This is a genomic window from Halomonas sp. (assembly GCF_033549285.1).
GTDB lineage: Bacteria > Pseudomonadota > Gammaproteobacteria > Pseudomonadales > Halomonadaceae > Halomonas.
The window spans coordinates 1-14,011 of sequence record NZ_JAWSUJ010000040.1; the positions used below are offsets into that span (position 1 = coordinate 1).

11 protein-coding genes and 4 tRNA genes are annotated in these 14,011 nt (G+C 69.5%); 10 read left to right on the forward strand and 5 right to left on the reverse strand.

The genetic code is table 11. The features are described from left to right. Together prfA and hemA are read right to left on the reverse strand one after the other, a co-directional pair. A partial coding sequence (prfA, locus tag SCI24_RS10690; protein ID WP_318725355.1) for a peptide chain release factor 1 occupies window positions 1–969 on the reverse strand: 969 nt, incomplete at its 3' end. Between the two features lie 9 nt (window positions 970–978). Further along, window positions 979–2,247 carry a glutamyl-tRNA reductase gene (gene hemA, locus SCI24_RS10695; protein WP_318725356.1) on the reverse strand — a complete coding sequence of 423 codons (1,269 nt, stop codon included), beginning with the start codon at window positions 2,245–2,247 and terminating at the stop codon, window positions 979–981. A gap of 202 nt (window positions 2,248–2,449) precedes the next feature. Between hemA and SCI24_RS10700 the strand changes: the two genes are divergently transcribed. The 9 genes from SCI24_RS10700 to SCI24_RS10740 all read left to right on the forward strand — a co-directional run bounded on the left by SCI24_RS10700 (window position 2,450) and on the right by SCI24_RS10740 (window position 9,900). Further along, the gene (locus tag SCI24_RS10700) at window positions 2,450–4,216 is read left to right on the forward strand and encodes a tetratricopeptide repeat protein (protein WP_318725357.1); all 1,767 of its coding nucleotides are present in this window, start codon (window positions 2,450–2,452) and stop codon (window positions 4,214–4,216) included. A gap of 22 nt (window positions 4,217–4,238) precedes the next feature. After that, window positions 4,239–4,850, forward strand: coding sequence for a lipoprotein insertase outer membrane protein LolB (gene lolB / locus SCI24_RS10705; RefSeq protein ID WP_318725358.1), 612 nt, complete (start codon window positions 4,239–4,241; stop codon window positions 4,848–4,850). Window position 4,851: 1 nt separating this feature from the next. Continuing rightward, entirely contained in the window at window positions 4,852–5,721 is an 870-nt protein-coding gene (gene ispE / locus SCI24_RS10710; RefSeq protein ID WP_318725359.1) for a 4-(cytidine 5'-diphospho)-2-C-methyl-D-erythritol kinase, read from the forward strand. 58 nt (window positions 5,722–5,779) lie between these two features. Continuing rightward, a tRNA-Gln gene (locus SCI24_RS10715) sits at window positions 5,780–5,854 on the forward strand. Between the two features lie 76 nt (window positions 5,855–5,930). Next, window positions 5,931–6,860 carry a ribose-phosphate pyrophosphokinase gene (locus SCI24_RS10720; protein WP_106229096.1) on the forward strand — a complete coding sequence of 310 codons (930 nt, stop codon included), beginning with the start codon at window positions 5,931–5,933 and terminating at the stop codon, window positions 6,858–6,860. Between the two features lie 126 nt (window positions 6,861–6,986). Further along, on the forward strand, window positions 6,987–7,640 hold the full coding sequence (locus SCI24_RS10725; RefSeq protein WP_318725360.1) for a 50S ribosomal protein L25/general stress protein Ctc: 654 nt from the start codon (window positions 6,987–6,989) through the stop codon (window positions 7,638–7,640). A gap of 252 nt (window positions 7,641–7,892) precedes the next feature. After that, entirely contained in the window at window positions 7,893–8,483 is a 591-nt protein-coding gene (gene pth / locus SCI24_RS10730; RefSeq protein ID WP_318725361.1) for an aminoacyl-tRNA hydrolase, read from the forward strand. Window positions 8,484–8,676: 193 nt separating this feature from the next. Then, window positions 8,677–9,768, forward strand: a complete 1,092-nt coding sequence (gene ychF / locus SCI24_RS10735) for a redox-regulated ATPase YchF (RefSeq protein ID WP_318725362.1) — start codon at window positions 8,677–8,679, stop codon at window positions 9,766–9,768. A 55-nt stretch (window positions 9,769–9,823) separates the two neighbouring features. Continuing rightward, window positions 9,824–9,900 (forward strand) — tRNA-Met (locus tag SCI24_RS10740). Between the two features lie 156 nt (window positions 9,901–10,056). Here the strand turns inward: SCI24_RS10740 and SCI24_RS10745 are convergent. Next, on the reverse strand, window positions 10,057–11,355 hold the full coding sequence (locus tag SCI24_RS10745) for a M18 family aminopeptidase (RefSeq protein WP_318725363.1): 1,299 nt from the start codon (window positions 11,353–11,355) through the stop codon (window positions 10,057–10,059). A gap of 143 nt (window positions 11,356–11,498) precedes the next feature. Between SCI24_RS10745 and SCI24_RS10750 the strand changes: the two genes are divergently transcribed. Then, window positions 11,499–13,550, forward strand: a complete 2,052-nt coding sequence (locus SCI24_RS10750) for a carboxy terminal-processing peptidase (RefSeq protein WP_318725364.1) — start codon at window positions 11,499–11,501, stop codon at window positions 13,548–13,550. A 217-nt stretch (window positions 13,551–13,767) separates the two neighbouring features. Here SCI24_RS10750 and SCI24_RS10755 read toward each other — a convergent pair. Both SCI24_RS10755 and SCI24_RS10760 read right to left on the reverse strand, forming a co-directional pair. Continuing rightward, window positions 13,768–13,843 (reverse strand) — tRNA-Asn (locus SCI24_RS10755). Between the two features lie 46 nt (window positions 13,844–13,889). After that, a tRNA-Asn gene (locus tag SCI24_RS10760) sits at window positions 13,890–13,965 on the reverse strand. Window positions 13,966–14,011 lie beyond the last annotated feature (46 nt).

A 14,011-nucleotide genomic window follows, 5' to 3' on the forward strand; every position in this document is an offset into this window, starting at 1 on the left:
GCGGTGGTCGGTGACCCGGCCCTGGGGGAAATTGTAGGTGCGGATGCGCTCGCTGCGATCGCCCGAGCCCACCAGGCTGCGGCGGGCATCGGCCTGCTGCTGCCGCTGGCTGGCCACGGCCGACTGCTTGAGCCTTGCTGCGAGCAGCGACATCGCCTTGGCGCGGTTCTTGTGCTGGCTGCGCTCCTCCTGACACTCCACCACCACGCCGCTGGGCAGGTGGGTGATGCGGATCGCGGAGTCGGTGGTGTTGACGTGCTGGCCGCCGGCCCCACTGGAGCGGAAGGTGTCCACCCGCAGGTCGTTCGGGTCGATATCGATGTCGCCCACCTCGTCGGCCTCGGGCATCACCGCCACCGTGCAGGCGGAGGTGTGGATGCGCCCCTGGGACTCGGTGGCCGGCACGCGCTGCACCCGGTGGGCGCCGGACTCGAACTTGAGCCGGGCATAGACCCCCTCGCCCCTGACCCGCGAGATGATCTCCTTGTAGCCGCCCTGCTCGCCATGGCTGGCACTGATCACCTCCACCTTCCAGCCGTGCTGTTCGGCATAGCGCGAGTACATGCGGAAGAGGTCACCGGCGAACAGCGCCGCCTCGTCGCCGCCGGTGCCGGCGCGGATCTCGAGGAAGACGTTGCGCCGGTCGTCGGGGTCCCGGGGCACCAGCAGCTGCTTGAGCCGGACCTCGAGGGCCTCCAGCCTGTCGCGCCCCTCGTCCCGCTCGAGCTCGGCCAGCTCGCGCATCTCGGCATCGGCATCGCCGAGCAGCTGCTCGGCGGAGGCGATGTCGGCCTCCACGGCGCGATACTCGCGCCAGGCCTCCACCAGGGATTCGAGCTCGGCATACTCCCGCGAGTAGTCGCGAAAGCGGGTCTGGTCGCTGATCACCTCGGGCTCCGCCAGCAGGGCGGAAAGCTCCTCGAAGCGCTCGACGAAGGCATCGAGGCGCTGGCGCAGGGTGGCTTTCATCGGCGCATCCTATCGGGAGTGGTCGGTGGATTCATCCAGCAGCAGGGCGGTGGCGGCCTCCAGCAGGTCGCGACGCTCCCGGGAGGCGGCCTCGCGCATCGCCACGGTGGGACGGTGCATCAGCCGGTTGGTCAGCTGGTGGGCCAGGCGGCGGATCACCTGTTCCGGGTCCTCGCCGCGGGCCAGGCGCGCCAGGGCCTGCTGCTCGGAGAGCTCGCGCATGGCCTCGCCACGGGCGCGCACGTCGCGGATCAGCTCGCCGCCGCTGCGGATACGCCGCTCGTGCTGCCAGTTGCCCACGCCGTGCTCGATCAGCGACTCGGCCTGGTCGGCGGCCACCTGGCGATGCCGGCGGTTCTCCTCGATGACCTCCTGGAGGTCATCGACGGTATAGAGGAAGACGTCGCTGAGCTCGCCTACCTCGGGCTCGATGTCCCGGGGCACGGCGATGTCGACCATGAAGACGGGGCGATGGCGGCGCTTCTTCAGCGCCCGCTCCACCATGCCCTTGCCGAGGATCGGCAACGGCGCGGCGGTGGAGGAGATCACGATGTCGGCCTCGACCAGGGCCTCGGGGATGGCATCGAGGGTGATCGCCTCGCCGCCCAGTGGGCCGGACAGGGCCTCGGCCCGCTCGCGGGTGCGGTTGGCCACGGTGAGCCGGCGCACCCCCGCCTCGTGGAGGTGGCGTGCCACCAGCTCGATGGTCTCCCCGGCGCCGATCAGCAGCGCCCGCGAGCGGGTGAAGTCGCCGAAGATGCGGCTGGCCAGGCTCACCGCCGCATAGGCCACCGACACCGGGTTGCGGCCGATGCCGGTCTCGGTGCGCACCTGCTTGGCCACGGCGAAGGTGTTCTGGAACAGGCACTCCAGCTCGCCGCCCAGGCCCCGGGCCCGGCGAGCGGCCTGGTAGGCCTCCTTGAGCTGGCCCAGGATCTGCGGCTCGCCCAGCACCATGGAGTCCAGCCCCACCGCCACCCGCATCAGGTGCCGGGCCGCGTCGTTCTCGAGAAAGTGGTAGGCACAGCGCGACAGGTCCTCGACCCGCAGCCCGTGGAAACGGCCCAGCCAGTCGAGGATCTCGCGTTCGCCGACGGCCTCGGTGACGCAGTAGAGCTCGGTGCGGTTGCAGGTGGAGAGGACCGCCGCCTCGCGCACCTCCGGCAGGGCACGCAGCTCGGCCAGCGCCGCCTCCAGCTGAGTCGGCGAGAAGGCGACCTGCTCGCGCACCTCGATGGTGGCGGTCCGGTGATTGATTCCCAGGGCAAGAAGCGTCATGCGTTCGGCGTCTTCGCGAGTCGTGGTTCCGGCAGGGGCGCTGTGGTGATGTCCGCCGAGGCGGACCGCCCATCCTCGAAGCGCAGCATTCTACCACAGGCCGCCCGCCCGGGGCGCCATGACATGCCGTGATCGGGATCATGCTTTGCCCGGGGGTGCCGAGCCGTTATGCTGGCGTCTCGTCCTTTGGCACGAGACGCGCATGCCCCGCGGAACGCTCCCCCGATTCACTCGCCGCTTCCCCCTGGCGCCATTGGTGCTGGCGACCCTGCTCGCCGGCTGCCAGGGCCTGCCGGGGGCCTCCTCGGCCGCCGAACCCGACGAGGACCCGCTGACGGGTGCGCCGCCGGTCACCCGCGGCCTGGATGCCGCGAGCCTCTCCGGCCTGCTGGAAGCCGAGCTGGCCGGACAGCGCGGCGACTACCCGCGCGCCACCCGCGGCTTCCTCGAGGTCGCCGAGCGCTACGGTTCGGCGCCGCTCGCCGAGCGCGCCACCCTGGCCGCCCGCTTCAGCGAGGACCCCCGGCTGCTCGAGGAGGCCGCACGTCGCTGGCAGGCCCTGGCACCGGCGAGCGACTCCCCGGCGCGCCTGCTGGCAAGCCTCGCCATCCAGCGCGGCGACTGGGACGCCGCCCTGGAGCAGCGCCTGGCCGCCGTCTCGCGCGGCGCCCAGGGAGAGCTGACCGGCTTCGTGGAGAGCGCCCTCGAAGCCGGCGCCGACCCGGCGCCGCTGCTGGAAAGCATGCGCGAGCACCTGGCAGGACCTGGCGAGGCAGGCCACGACAGCCAACTGGCCACCGCCCTGCTGGAAGCCGCCGCCGGTGAGCGCTCAGCGGCCGAGCAACGCCTGTCGCGACTGGCCCGGGTGGCCCCGGAGCTCCCCGAGCTATGGCAGGTCCGCGCCCGCCTGGCGCTGGAGGCCGACGACCCGGCGAGTGCGCGATCGGCGGCGCGGCGTGGCCTGGAGGTGGCGCCGGGGGACCCGCGCCTGATGCTGCTGCTGGCCCGTGCCGAGATCCGGCTGGGCGGCATCGAGGCCGCCGAGGCCACCACCGACGCCCTGCTCGACGACCATGGCGACGACCCCGAACTGCGCCTCGGCCTGGCACGACTGTTCCTGGAAGAGGAGCACCTGCCCCCCGCACGCCGCCTGCTGCTGCCCCTGGTCGGCGACGACCAGGCCCCGCCGCTGGCATTCCTGCTGCTGGGGGCCATCGCCGAGGAGGAGGGCGAGGTGGACAACGCCCTCCTCTATTACCGCCAGGTGCCCGAGGGCGAGCAGTTCCTGACCGCCCGCCTGAGTGCGGCCCGGATGCTCATCGAGGATGACCGGCTGCTCGACGCGCGCGCCTTCCTGCGCCTCGAGCGGCTGCGCCACGAGGCCTACCGCAGCGAGCTGGTCTCCCTGGAGGTCGAGCTGCTGGACGAGGCGGGCCGCGTCGAGCAGGCCGATGCCCTGCTCGACAGCGAACTCTCGCAGCACCCCGACGACGAGCGGCTGCGCTACCAGCGGGCCATGCGCGCCTTCGCCGACGACGACCTCGCCGCCATGGAGGCGGACCTGCGCCACATCATCGAGAACGACCCGGAGAACGCCAACGCCCTCAACGCCCTGGGCTACACCCTCGCCGATGCCAACCTTGAGGGCCGCCTGGAGGAGGCACGCGAGCTGATCGAGCGGGCCCATGCCCTCGAGCCGGGCAACCCGGCCATCCTCGACAGCCTGGGCTGGGTCCTCTATCGCCAGGGCGACACCGAGGGCGCCCTGCCCTGGCTCGAGCGCGCCTGGGCGGCGATGCCCGACCAGGAGATCGCCGCCCACCTCATCGAGGTGCTCTGGGCGCTGGGCGAGGAGCAGCGCGCCAGCGAGCTGCTCGACGAGGCCCGGCAACGCTTCGAGGAGCGCCCGCTGGTCGACGAGCTGCTGCAACGCCATCCCGAACTCGACGCGCCGGGGCGTGACGACTGACCCCTGACGAACGGACCTCGCCATGACGACACTGCCGCGACTGCTGATCCCCCTGCTCGCCCTGGCCATGCTGGCCGGCTGCGCCGGCCGGGCGCCCGCCCCCGAGGGCGAACGCGCCGCGGGCCAGTGGCAGGCCCAGGCCGAGCGCCTGGCCGAACTCGACACCTGGGTGCTGGTCGGCAAGGCCGGCCTGCGCACCCCCGAGGAGTCCACCAGCACCAACCTGGACTGGAGCCAGCACCCGCACTACTACCGGCTGCTGATCAGCGGTCCCTTCGGCAGCGGGCGCAGCACCCTGGAGGGACGCAAGGGGCGCTTCTCGCTGACCACCGCCGAGGGCCGCTTCGAGGCCGAGACCCCGGAGGCGCTGATGGAAGAGCAGCTGGGCTGGTCGCTGCCGGTCAGCGCACTCTCCGACTGGATCCGCGGCCTGCCGGCGGACGACACGCCCCACCGCCTGGAGGAGGACGAGCTGGGGTTCCCCCAGCGCCTCGAACAGGATGGCTGGGAGATCGCGTACCGCGACTGGACGCGCGTCGCCGAGCTCTGGCTGCCCCGGCGCCTGGTGATGACCTATGACGACCTGCGGGTCACCCTGGTGGTCACCGACTGGCGCCCGGCCCTCGACGACTGACATGCCGCAGACCGTTTCCACTCCCGAGAGGCTGGTGCTGCCGGCGCCGGCCAAGCTCAACCGCCTGCTGCACATCACCGGCCGCCGACCGGATGGCTACCACGAGCTGCAGACGCTGTTCCAGTTTCTCGATCACGGCGACACCCTCACCCTGCGCGCCCGCGAGGACGGCGAGCTCCGCCTCTCCCCCCGCCTGCCCGGGGTGGCGGCCGAGGACAACCTGGTCGTGCGCGCCGCCCGCCTGCTGCAGGCCGAGAGCGGCTGCCGCCTGGGGGCGGCGATCCGCCTCGAGAAGCGCTTGCCCCTGGGCGGCGGCCTGGGCGGCGGCAGCTCAGATGCCGCCACCACCCTGCTCGGCCTCGATGCCCTCTGGGGACTCGGCCTCGGCCTGACGCAGCTCGCCCGGCTCGGCCTCGCCCTGGGGGCCGATGTGCCGGTGTTCGTGCATGGGCACGCCGCCTGGGCCGAGGGGGTCGGTGAACGCCTCACCCCGGTCGAGCTCGACACCCCCTGGTTCGTGGTGCTCCACCCCGGCGTGACGGTCTCCACCCCCGCGGTGTTCGGGGCACCGCAATTGACACGCCACACCCCCCCGATTACCATGGCGCGCGCACTGCAGGGGGGAGCGGCGAGCTGGCGCAACGACTGCGAGCCCACCGTCCGGGCACTGTATCCCGAGGTGGCGCATGCACTCGACTGGCTGGCGACCCGAGCGCCGAGCATGCTGACCGGCACCGGCGCCTGCGTCTTTGCCCGGCTCGACAGCGAGGCCCGGGCAGACCGACTTCTGGCCGAGGTTCCCGAGGGCTGGCAGGCCTTCAAGGCGCGCGGCCTGAATCGCTCACCTCTCCATGCTGCGCTGGGTCGATGACCCTCCCCGCCCACGGGCGCCGAGGCATCCCGGGACGTCCCGGAGCGGAGCAGGCTGCTGGGGCATAGCCAAGCGGTAAGGCAGCGGTTTTTGGTATCGCCATGCGGAGGTTCGAATCCTCCTGCCCCAGCCATTCCGTCCCGGAACGACCCTCGACCCGAATCCCTGAAGACCCCACACAGCAAAGGTGGCTGCGCGTGTCAAAATTGATGGTTTTCGCCGGGAATGCCAATCCCGAACTCGCCCGAAAGGTCGCCGAGAGTCTGGACACCTACCTGGGCAATGCCACGGTCGGCCAGTTCAGCGACGGCGAGGTCGCGGTCGAGATCAACGAGAACGTGCGCGGCAAGGATGTGTTCATCCTGCAGTCCACCTGTGCACCGACCAATGACAACCTGATGGAGCTGATCCTGATGGTGGATGCCCTGCGCCGGGCCTCCGCCACCCGGATCACCGCCGTGGTCCCCTACTTCGGCTACGCCCGTCAGGACCGCCGCGTGCGCTCCGCACGCGTGCCGATCTCGGCCAAGATCGTCGCCGACATGATGGTCAAGGCCGGGGTCGACCGGGTCATGACCATGGACCTGCACGCCGACCAGATCCAGGGTTTCTTCGACGTGCCGGTGGACAACGTCTACGGCTCGCCGATCCTGCTCGACGACATCGAGCGCCAGAACTACGACGACCTGGTGGTGGTATCGCCGGATGTCGGCGGCGTGGTGCGGGCCCGGGCCATCGCCAAGCAGCTCAACGCCGACCTCGCCATCATCGACAAGCGTCGCCCCTCGGCCAACCAGGCCCAGGTGATGCACATCATCGGCGAGATAGAGAATCGCACCTGCGTGGTGGTGGACGACATGATCGATACCGCCGGCACCCTGTGCAAGGCCGGCGAGGCCCTCAAGGCAAGGGGCGCCCGGCGCGTGGTCGCCTACGCCACCCACCCGATCCTGTCGGGGCCGGCGGTGGACAACATCACCGGCTCGGTGCTCGACGAGGTGGTGGTGACCGACACCATCCCCCTCTCCGAGACCGCACGGCGCAGCGGCAAGATCCGCCAGCTCAGCGTCGCCGGGCTGATCGCCGAGGCGATCCGCCGGGTCAGCAACGAGGAATCCGTCAGCGCCATGTTCCACTGACGCGGGTCCTCCGGGACTCGCCCGGCGGGACAGGGCGCGGGACACATGCCCTGCGGGGCTCCCGGAAACGCCGTGGTCTGGTCGCGGGCCACGGCGCTTTCCTTACTTCCAGAAAGAGGCAATTCCATGTCCGATTACACACTCAATGCCAGCGTTCGCAGCGACCTGGGGAAAGGTGCGAGCCGCCGCCTGCGTCGTGCGAACGAACAGGTGCCGGCCATCATCTATGGTGGTGAGCAGGCGCCGCAGCCCATCGCCGTCGACAAGACCAGCTTCTACAAGGCGCTGGAGGACGAGGCCTTCTTCTCCTCGGTGATCAACCTGCAGGTGGATGGCAAGGCCCAGCAGGTGGTGGTGCGTGACCTGCAGCGCCACCCCTACAAGCCGCTGATCACCCATGCCGACTTCCTGCGGGTCGACGCCACCCACGAGATCACCCTGCGCGTGCCGCTGCACGTGGTGGGCGAGGAGAAGTGCAAGGGCATCAAGGACGAGGGCGGCGAGCTCCACGTGCTCTCCAACGAGGTCGAGGTCAGCTGCCTGCCGAAGGACCTGCCCGACTTCCTGGAGGTCGACATCGCCGAGGTCGAGCTGGGCACCACCCTGCACCTCTCCGACCTCACCGTACCGGCCGGCGTGACCCTGGTCGAGCTCACCCATGGCGAGGATCATGACAACGCCGTGCTGAGCATCACCAAGCCCAAGGTCCGCGGCACGGACGAGGACGAAGAAGGCGGTGAAGCCGCCGAGGGCGAGGAAGGCGAAGGCAGCGCCGAGTAATCGCGCCTGCCAGGAGCCTGCCGGACTTGACCGATCGTAGCGAGAGGAACGGATTTCGAGACAAGTTTATCGATCTGATGAGGCGAATAGCCCGCTATTTAACGAATCAGATCGAATGAAATTGGCCGAAAGACCGGTTCTCGCAGTCGATCAGTGTCAAGTTCGTCAGGCTCCCAAGGGGCCATGCACGGCATGGCCCCTCCTTCATCGATCAAGCGCCTCGGCGCTTGATTTTTTTTTGGGAGACACGACATGAGCCAGGTCAAGGCGATCATTGGACTGGGCAATCCCGGCGCCGACTACGCGGCCACCCGCCACAATGCCGGTGCCTGGCTGGTACAGGCCGTGGCGCGGGCGGCGGGCGGCGAGCTGCGGCCGGACAGGAAGTTCCTGGGCCTGCACGCCAGGGTCCAGCTGGACGGCCAGGACGTGCACCTGCTCGAGCCCACCACCTTCATGAACCGCAGCGGCGGCGCCGTGGCGGCCCTCTGCCAGTTCTTCAAGCTGGCACCGGACGAGCTGCTGGTGGCCCACGACGAGCTCGACATGCCCCCCGGCACGGCGCGCTACAAGACGGGCGGCGGTCACGGCGGGCACAACGGCCTGCGCGACATCATCCGCGCCCTGGGCAATGACCGGACCTTCCACCGCCTGCGCATCGGCATCGGCCATCCCGGCGACAGCCGCCAGGTGACGAACTACGTGCTGGGCCGGCCCGGCAAGGCCGAGCGCAGCGCCATCGACGCCGCCATCGACGAGTGCCTGGCCACCCTGCCCCAGGCCATGGCCGGCGACTGGGCGAAGGCCATGAACCGGCTGCACAGTTTTACAGCGCCGAGCTGAAAGCGCCGAGCTACAAGGGGACCGACGACGGGCCGCCATGCCCGGAACGACTCTGCCCGAGGTCGAATCCGTCCTGCCTCGTGGAGGGCCCGTCTTAGCGGCTTGGCCGCTCGGTGCCGGTAGCTTGGCGCTCCGCGCTTCCGTAGAATACTCGCCACTTTCCACTCGCGAACACGCTTTCCAGGACACTCCCATGGGTTTCAACTGCGGTATCGTCGGCCTGCCCAACGTCGGCAAGTCCACGCTGTTCAATGCGCTGACCAAGTCCGGCATCGACGCCGAGAACTTCCCCTTCTGCACCATCGAGCCCAACGTGGGCATCGTGCCGATGCCCGACCCCCGCCTCGACAAGCTGGCCGAGATCGTCAAGCCGCAGAAGGTGCTCCCCACCACCATGGAGTTCGTCGATATCGCAGGCCTCGTCGCCGGCGCCTCCAAGGGCGAGGGGCTCGGCAACAAGTTCCTGGCCAATATCCGCGAGACCCAGGCCATCGCCCACGTGGTGCGCTGCTTCGACAACGACAACGTGATCCACGTCGCCAACCAGGTCGACCCGCGGGCCGATATCGAGATCATCAACATGGAGCTGGCGCTGGCCGACCTCGACACCGTCGAGCGCGCCATCCAGCGCCTGGTGCGCGTGGCCAAGGGCGGCGACAAGGAGGCCATCGCCACCAAGGCGATCCTCGAGCGCATCCAGCCCCACCTGGCCGAGGGCCTGCCACTGCGAAGCGCCGGCCTCACCGACGACGAGAAGCACCAGCTCAAGGGCTTCGGCTTCCTGACCCTCAAGCCCACCATGTACATCGCCAACGTCAACGAGGACGGTTTCGAGTCCAACCCCTACCTTGAGGTGGTCAACGAGATCGCCGCCGAGGAGGGGGCCGTGGTAGTGCCGGTGTGCAACCAGCTGGAGGCCGAGATCGCCGAGCTGGAAGACGAGGAGCGCGCCATGTTCCTCGACGAGATGGGCATGGAGGAGCCGGGGCTCGACCGGGTGATCCGCGCCGGCTATGCCCTGCTCGGGTTGCAGACCTACTTCACCGCCGGGGTCAAGGAGGTGCGCGCCTGGACGGTGAAGGTGGGCGCCACCGCCCCCGAGGCGGCCGGGGTGATCCACACCGACTTCCAGAAGGGCTTCATCCGCGCCGAGGTGATCGCCTACGAGGACTTCGTCTCGCTGGGGGGCGAACAGGGGGCCAAGGACGCCGGCAAGTGGCGCCTGGAGGGCAAGGAGTACATCGTCCAGGACGGCGACGTGATCCACTTCCGCTTCAATGTCTGAGGCACGAGGCCTTGACCCGAGGGGGCAAACTCCGTAGACTTCGCCCCCGTTGTTCGGCTACGTAGCTCAGCTGGTTAGAGCACATCACTCATAATGATGGGGTCCCCTGTTCAAATCAGGGCGTAGCCACCAGATACCGAAAACCCGGCGCCCCTGGCGCCGGGTTTTTCGTATAACAACTCCTGCCCACCCTTACTCGAGGGTTACCCGGGAGCAGGCCCCGGGGTGCCGGACCATCGAGGAGGCGCTGTGACGACTTCTCCCGGCACCTCTCGTATCGAAGTCGCTCTAGGCCAGTTCGGGGCGATCGAAGAAGGCGGTCAGCACCCGTGTCAGATGCTCCACGTCCCGGGCGCCGGCGGTCTCGCGGATCGAGTGCATGGCCCACTGGGGCACGCCCACGTCCAGGGTCGGCACGCCGAGCTCGGTGGCGGTGATCGGGCCGATGGTGCTGCCGCAGCCCATGTCGGCCCGGGTCACGAAGCTCTGCACCGGCACCTCGGCCGCGCGGCAGAGATCACGGAACAGCGCCGCCGTGGCGCTGTTGGTGGCATAGCGCTGGCTGGCATTGACCTTGATCACCGGCCCGCCGTTGAGCACCGGCCCATGGCCGGCATCGTGCTTGTCCGGGAAGTTGGGGTGCAGGGCATGGGCGTTGTCGCAGGAGATCAGCCGCGAGGCCTGGATCAGGCGGATGAAGCCCTCCTCCCCCGGCTCGCCGAGCTGGTCGCTCACCCGCCGCAGCACGTCACCGAGGAAGGGGCCCTGGGCGCCGCAGGCGCTGGCACTGCCCACCTCCTCGTGGTCATTGGCCACCAGCACCGCCCCCTGGCGACCGTCGCTCTCCAGCAGGGCCTCCAGGCCGATGAAGCAGGAGAGCAGGTTGTCGAGGCGGGCGCTGGCGATCAGCTCGCCGTCGACGCCGACCCGTGACGGCGGCTGCATGTCACGGAAGGCGAGCTCGAAGTCGAGGAGCTCGACGTCCTCGAGCCCGTGCTGCTCGGTGACCCAGCCCGCGAGCAGCCGCTCGAGGTCGGGCCGCCCCCCGCCCTGCAGGAGGACCGGGGCCATCTCGGTCTGGGCATTGATGGCACGACCGTTGTTGGCCTCGCGGTCCAGGTGAATGGCCAGGCTCGGGATGATCGCCAGCGGCTGCTCCACATCGAGCAGCACGCCCTCGATGCGGCCGTCGGGGTGACGCAGGTGCACCCGCCCGGCCAGCCCCAGGTCACGATCGAACCAGGGCGCCAGCAGGGCCCCGCCGTAGACCTCGACGCCGAGCTTTAGCCAGCCCGCCGCGCTCTGCGCGGGGTTGGGCTTGAGGCGCAGGCCGGGGCTGTCGGTATGGGCACCGACCAGGCGCAGCGCCACGAGGCGCTCGCGAGGCAGCTGCAGGGCGATGATCGAGGAGTCGTTGCGGGTGACGTAGACACGCTCACCGGGCGACAGGCGCCAGGCCTCGGTCTCCTCGAGACGCCGGTAGCCGGCCTCCTCCAGGCGCCTGGCCATGTTGGCCGTGGCATGCCAGGGCGTGGGGGATCGACGCAGGAAGTCGAGCAGGCGCTCGAGTCGGGCATCCTGGGACATGGAATTCCTCTATCGCGGGGCATTTCAGGGGTCTTGGCGGCACGACCAAGCTGATACAATGACCGTTCGGTCCATGCAACTCGTCAGCCGGGTCGGAGTCTGGATAGAGAGCAAGTGTACACGAATCGGGGAGTGCTTCATCGATGAGCCTGTTTGTCACCCTTGGGCGTTCAGCGGCCCTGGTCCTGCTGCTGGCCACCACGCCGTTACTGGCCGCCGTTGAGCCGAGCGACGCCCAGCGCCAGGTGGCCGCGGAAGTGGCCGAGTCGCTGCGCTACGGCCACTATGCGGATGTCAGCCTCGACGACGACTGGTCAAGGCGCGCCTACTCGCGCTTCCTGGACATCCTCGATGGCCAGCGCGCCTACCTGCTCGACCGCGACGTGGCCGCCTTCGGCGACCTGGAAACGGGCATGGACGAGGCACTGCTCGACGGCGACCTGACGCGCCCCTTCGCCCTCTATCAGCGCTACCACGAGCGAGCCGAGGCGCGCTTCGAGTGGCTGCTCGACCGTCTCGACGAGGGCGTCGACTTCGCCTTCGACAGCGAACAGCGCCTGGAACTCGAGCGCGATGACGCCCCCTGGGCCGCCCGCGAGGCGGCCCTGGACGCGCTGTGGATGAAGCGGCTCAAGAACGCCGCCCTGACCCTGGCCATCAGCGACCAGGACGCCGAGCAGGTGGAGGCCAACCTTCGCCAGCGCTACGAGGGGCAGCTGTCGCGCCTGCGCCAGACCAACGAGGAGGACGTCTTCGGCCTCTACATGGCCGCGGTGACCGGCAGCATCGACCCCCACAGCGAATACCTCTCGCCACGCCAGGGCGAGTCCTTCGACATCCAGATGCGCCTCTCGCTGGAGGGCATCGGCGCCCTGCTCCAGGCCGACGGCGAGTACGTCAAGGTATCGAGCCTGGTGCCGGGCGGCCCCGCCGAGCGGGCCGGCGCCCTGCAGCCGGCCGACCGCATCGTCGGCGTGGGCCAGGAGGGCGAGGAGATCGTCAACGTGGTGGGCATGCGCCTCGACGATGTGGTCGACATGATTCGCGGCCCCAAGGGCTCGGTGGTACGCCTCGACGTGGTGCCCGCCCAGGCTGTCGACATGACGCGCTCCAAGGTCATCGAGATCACCCGCGACACCGTGGACCTGGAGGACCAGGCCGCCCAGGGCGAGGTCGTCGAGATCGCGCGGGACGACGGCACCCACCGCCTCGGGGTGATCAAGATCCCCACCTTCTACGTGGACTTCGATGCCTGGCAGGCCGGCGAGGAGGACTACCGCAGCACCACCCGCGACGTGGCCAGGGAGGTGGAGCGGCTCCAGGCCGAGGGGGTCGAGGGCATCGTGCTCGACCTGCGCAACAACGGCGGCGGCGCCCTGCAGGAGGCCAACTCGCTGATCGGCCTGTTCATCGACCGCGGCCCCACCGTGCAGGTCCGCGATACCCGCGGCCGCATCAGCCTCTACGGCGACACCGAGAGCGGCACCCTCTACGACGGCCCCCTGGCCGTGCTGGTCAACCGCCTCTCGGCCTCGGCCTCGGAGATCTTCGCCGGCGCCATCCAGGACTACGGCCGCGGCCTGGTGGTGGGCACCGACACCTTCGGCAAGGGCACTGTCCAGACCCTCAACGAGCTGAGCCACGGCGAGATCAAGCTGACCCGCGCCAAGTTCTACCGCATCTCCGGGGAAAGCACCCAGCACCGCGGCGTGGAGCCGGACATCCGCTTCCCGAGCCTGATCGACCCGGAGCTGATCGGCGAGAGCAGCCTCGACAATGCCCTGGAGTGGGACACGGTGCGCGAGGTGCAGTACCGCACCTACGGCGAGCCCCGCCAGTACCTGGAGACGCTGCGCAGCCGCCATCGCGAGCGCGCCGAGCAGCACCCCAACTTCCACTACCTCGAGCAGCAGTCCGAGCTGGCCAGCCGACTTCGGGAGCAGCACACCAGCGTCAGCCTCAATCGCGAGCAGCGCCAGCGCGAAGTGGAGGCCCAGGAGGCCGAACAGCTCGCCCTGGAGAACGAGCGCCGGCGTGCCCTGGGCCTGGAGCCGCTGGAGGAGTGGGTCGATGCCCGCGACGAGGAGGAGAGTGACGAAGAGCCGGTCGAGCGCGCCCAGATCCTGGAGGCGGCCCAGATCCTTCTCGACTACACCCAGCTCGAGGGCACCTGGCACTACGCCAAGGGCAGCTGACCCCGCCCTCCCCTGTCAGCGGGTGCGACATGTGACGCCGGGCCTCGAGCCCGGCGTCCTTGTCTGCTCGCCTCGCAGACAAGCGCCATGGACAGAAGTCAGGCCGCGGGCGGTCCGGGCGACAATGAGGCGCGGAAAGGGCAGACGCTAACGGGCTGACGCCAGCGAGGCATCGGCGCGGCAGGCAGGACGAGAAAGGAGGACGGCCAGACAGGAGTGGCTCCCCGAACAGGACTCGAACCTGTGACCCAGTGATTAACAGTCACTTGCTCTACCAACTGAGCTATCGGGGAACGATGCAGGATGATGCGGGGGAAGCGGCAGGCAGCTAGGAGCGGTTGGCTCCCCGAGCAGGACTCGAACCTGCGACCCAATGATTAACAGTCATTTGCTCTACCAACTGAGCTATCGGGGAATGACCTCGAGCACGGGGCGTAGTATACGGATCGGGCCCGCAAGGT

What these genes read in the sequence shown, in the direction of transcription:
- hemA (WP_318725356.1), bottom strand. Translation starts at nt 2,247, where the DNA reads ATGACGCTTCTTGCCCTGGGAATCAATCACCGGACCGCCACCATCGAG.
- SCI24_RS10700 (WP_318725357.1), top strand. Translation starts at nt 2,450, where the DNA reads ATGCCCCGCGGAACGCTCCCCCGATTCACTCGCCGCTTCCCCCTGGCG.
- lolB (WP_318725358.1), top strand. Translation starts at nt 4,239, where the DNA reads ATGACGACACTGCCGCGACTGCTGATCCCCCTGCTCGCCCTGGCCATG.
- ispE (WP_318725359.1), top strand. Translation starts at nt 4,852, where the DNA reads ATGCCGCAGACCGTTTCCACTCCCGAGAGGCTGGTGCTGCCGGCGCCG.
- SCI24_RS10720 (WP_106229096.1), top strand. Translation starts at nt 5,931, where the DNA reads ATGGTTTTCGCCGGGAATGCCAATCCCGAACTCGCCCGAAAGGTCGCC.
- SCI24_RS10725 (WP_318725360.1), top strand. Translation starts at nt 6,987, where the DNA reads ATGTCCGATTACACACTCAATGCCAGCGTTCGCAGCGACCTGGGGAAA.
- pth (WP_318725361.1), top strand. Translation starts at nt 7,893, where the DNA reads ATGAGCCAGGTCAAGGCGATCATTGGACTGGGCAATCCCGGCGCCGAC.
- ychF (WP_318725362.1), top strand. Translation starts at nt 8,677, where the DNA reads ATGGGTTTCAACTGCGGTATCGTCGGCCTGCCCAACGTCGGCAAGTCC.
- SCI24_RS10745 (WP_318725363.1), bottom strand. Translation starts at nt 11,355, where the DNA reads ATGTCCCAGGATGCCCGACTCGAGCGCCTGCTCGACTTCCTGCGTCGA.
- SCI24_RS10750 (WP_318725364.1), top strand. Translation starts at nt 11,499, where the DNA reads ATGAGCCTGTTTGTCACCCTTGGGCGTTCAGCGGCCCTGGTCCTGCTG.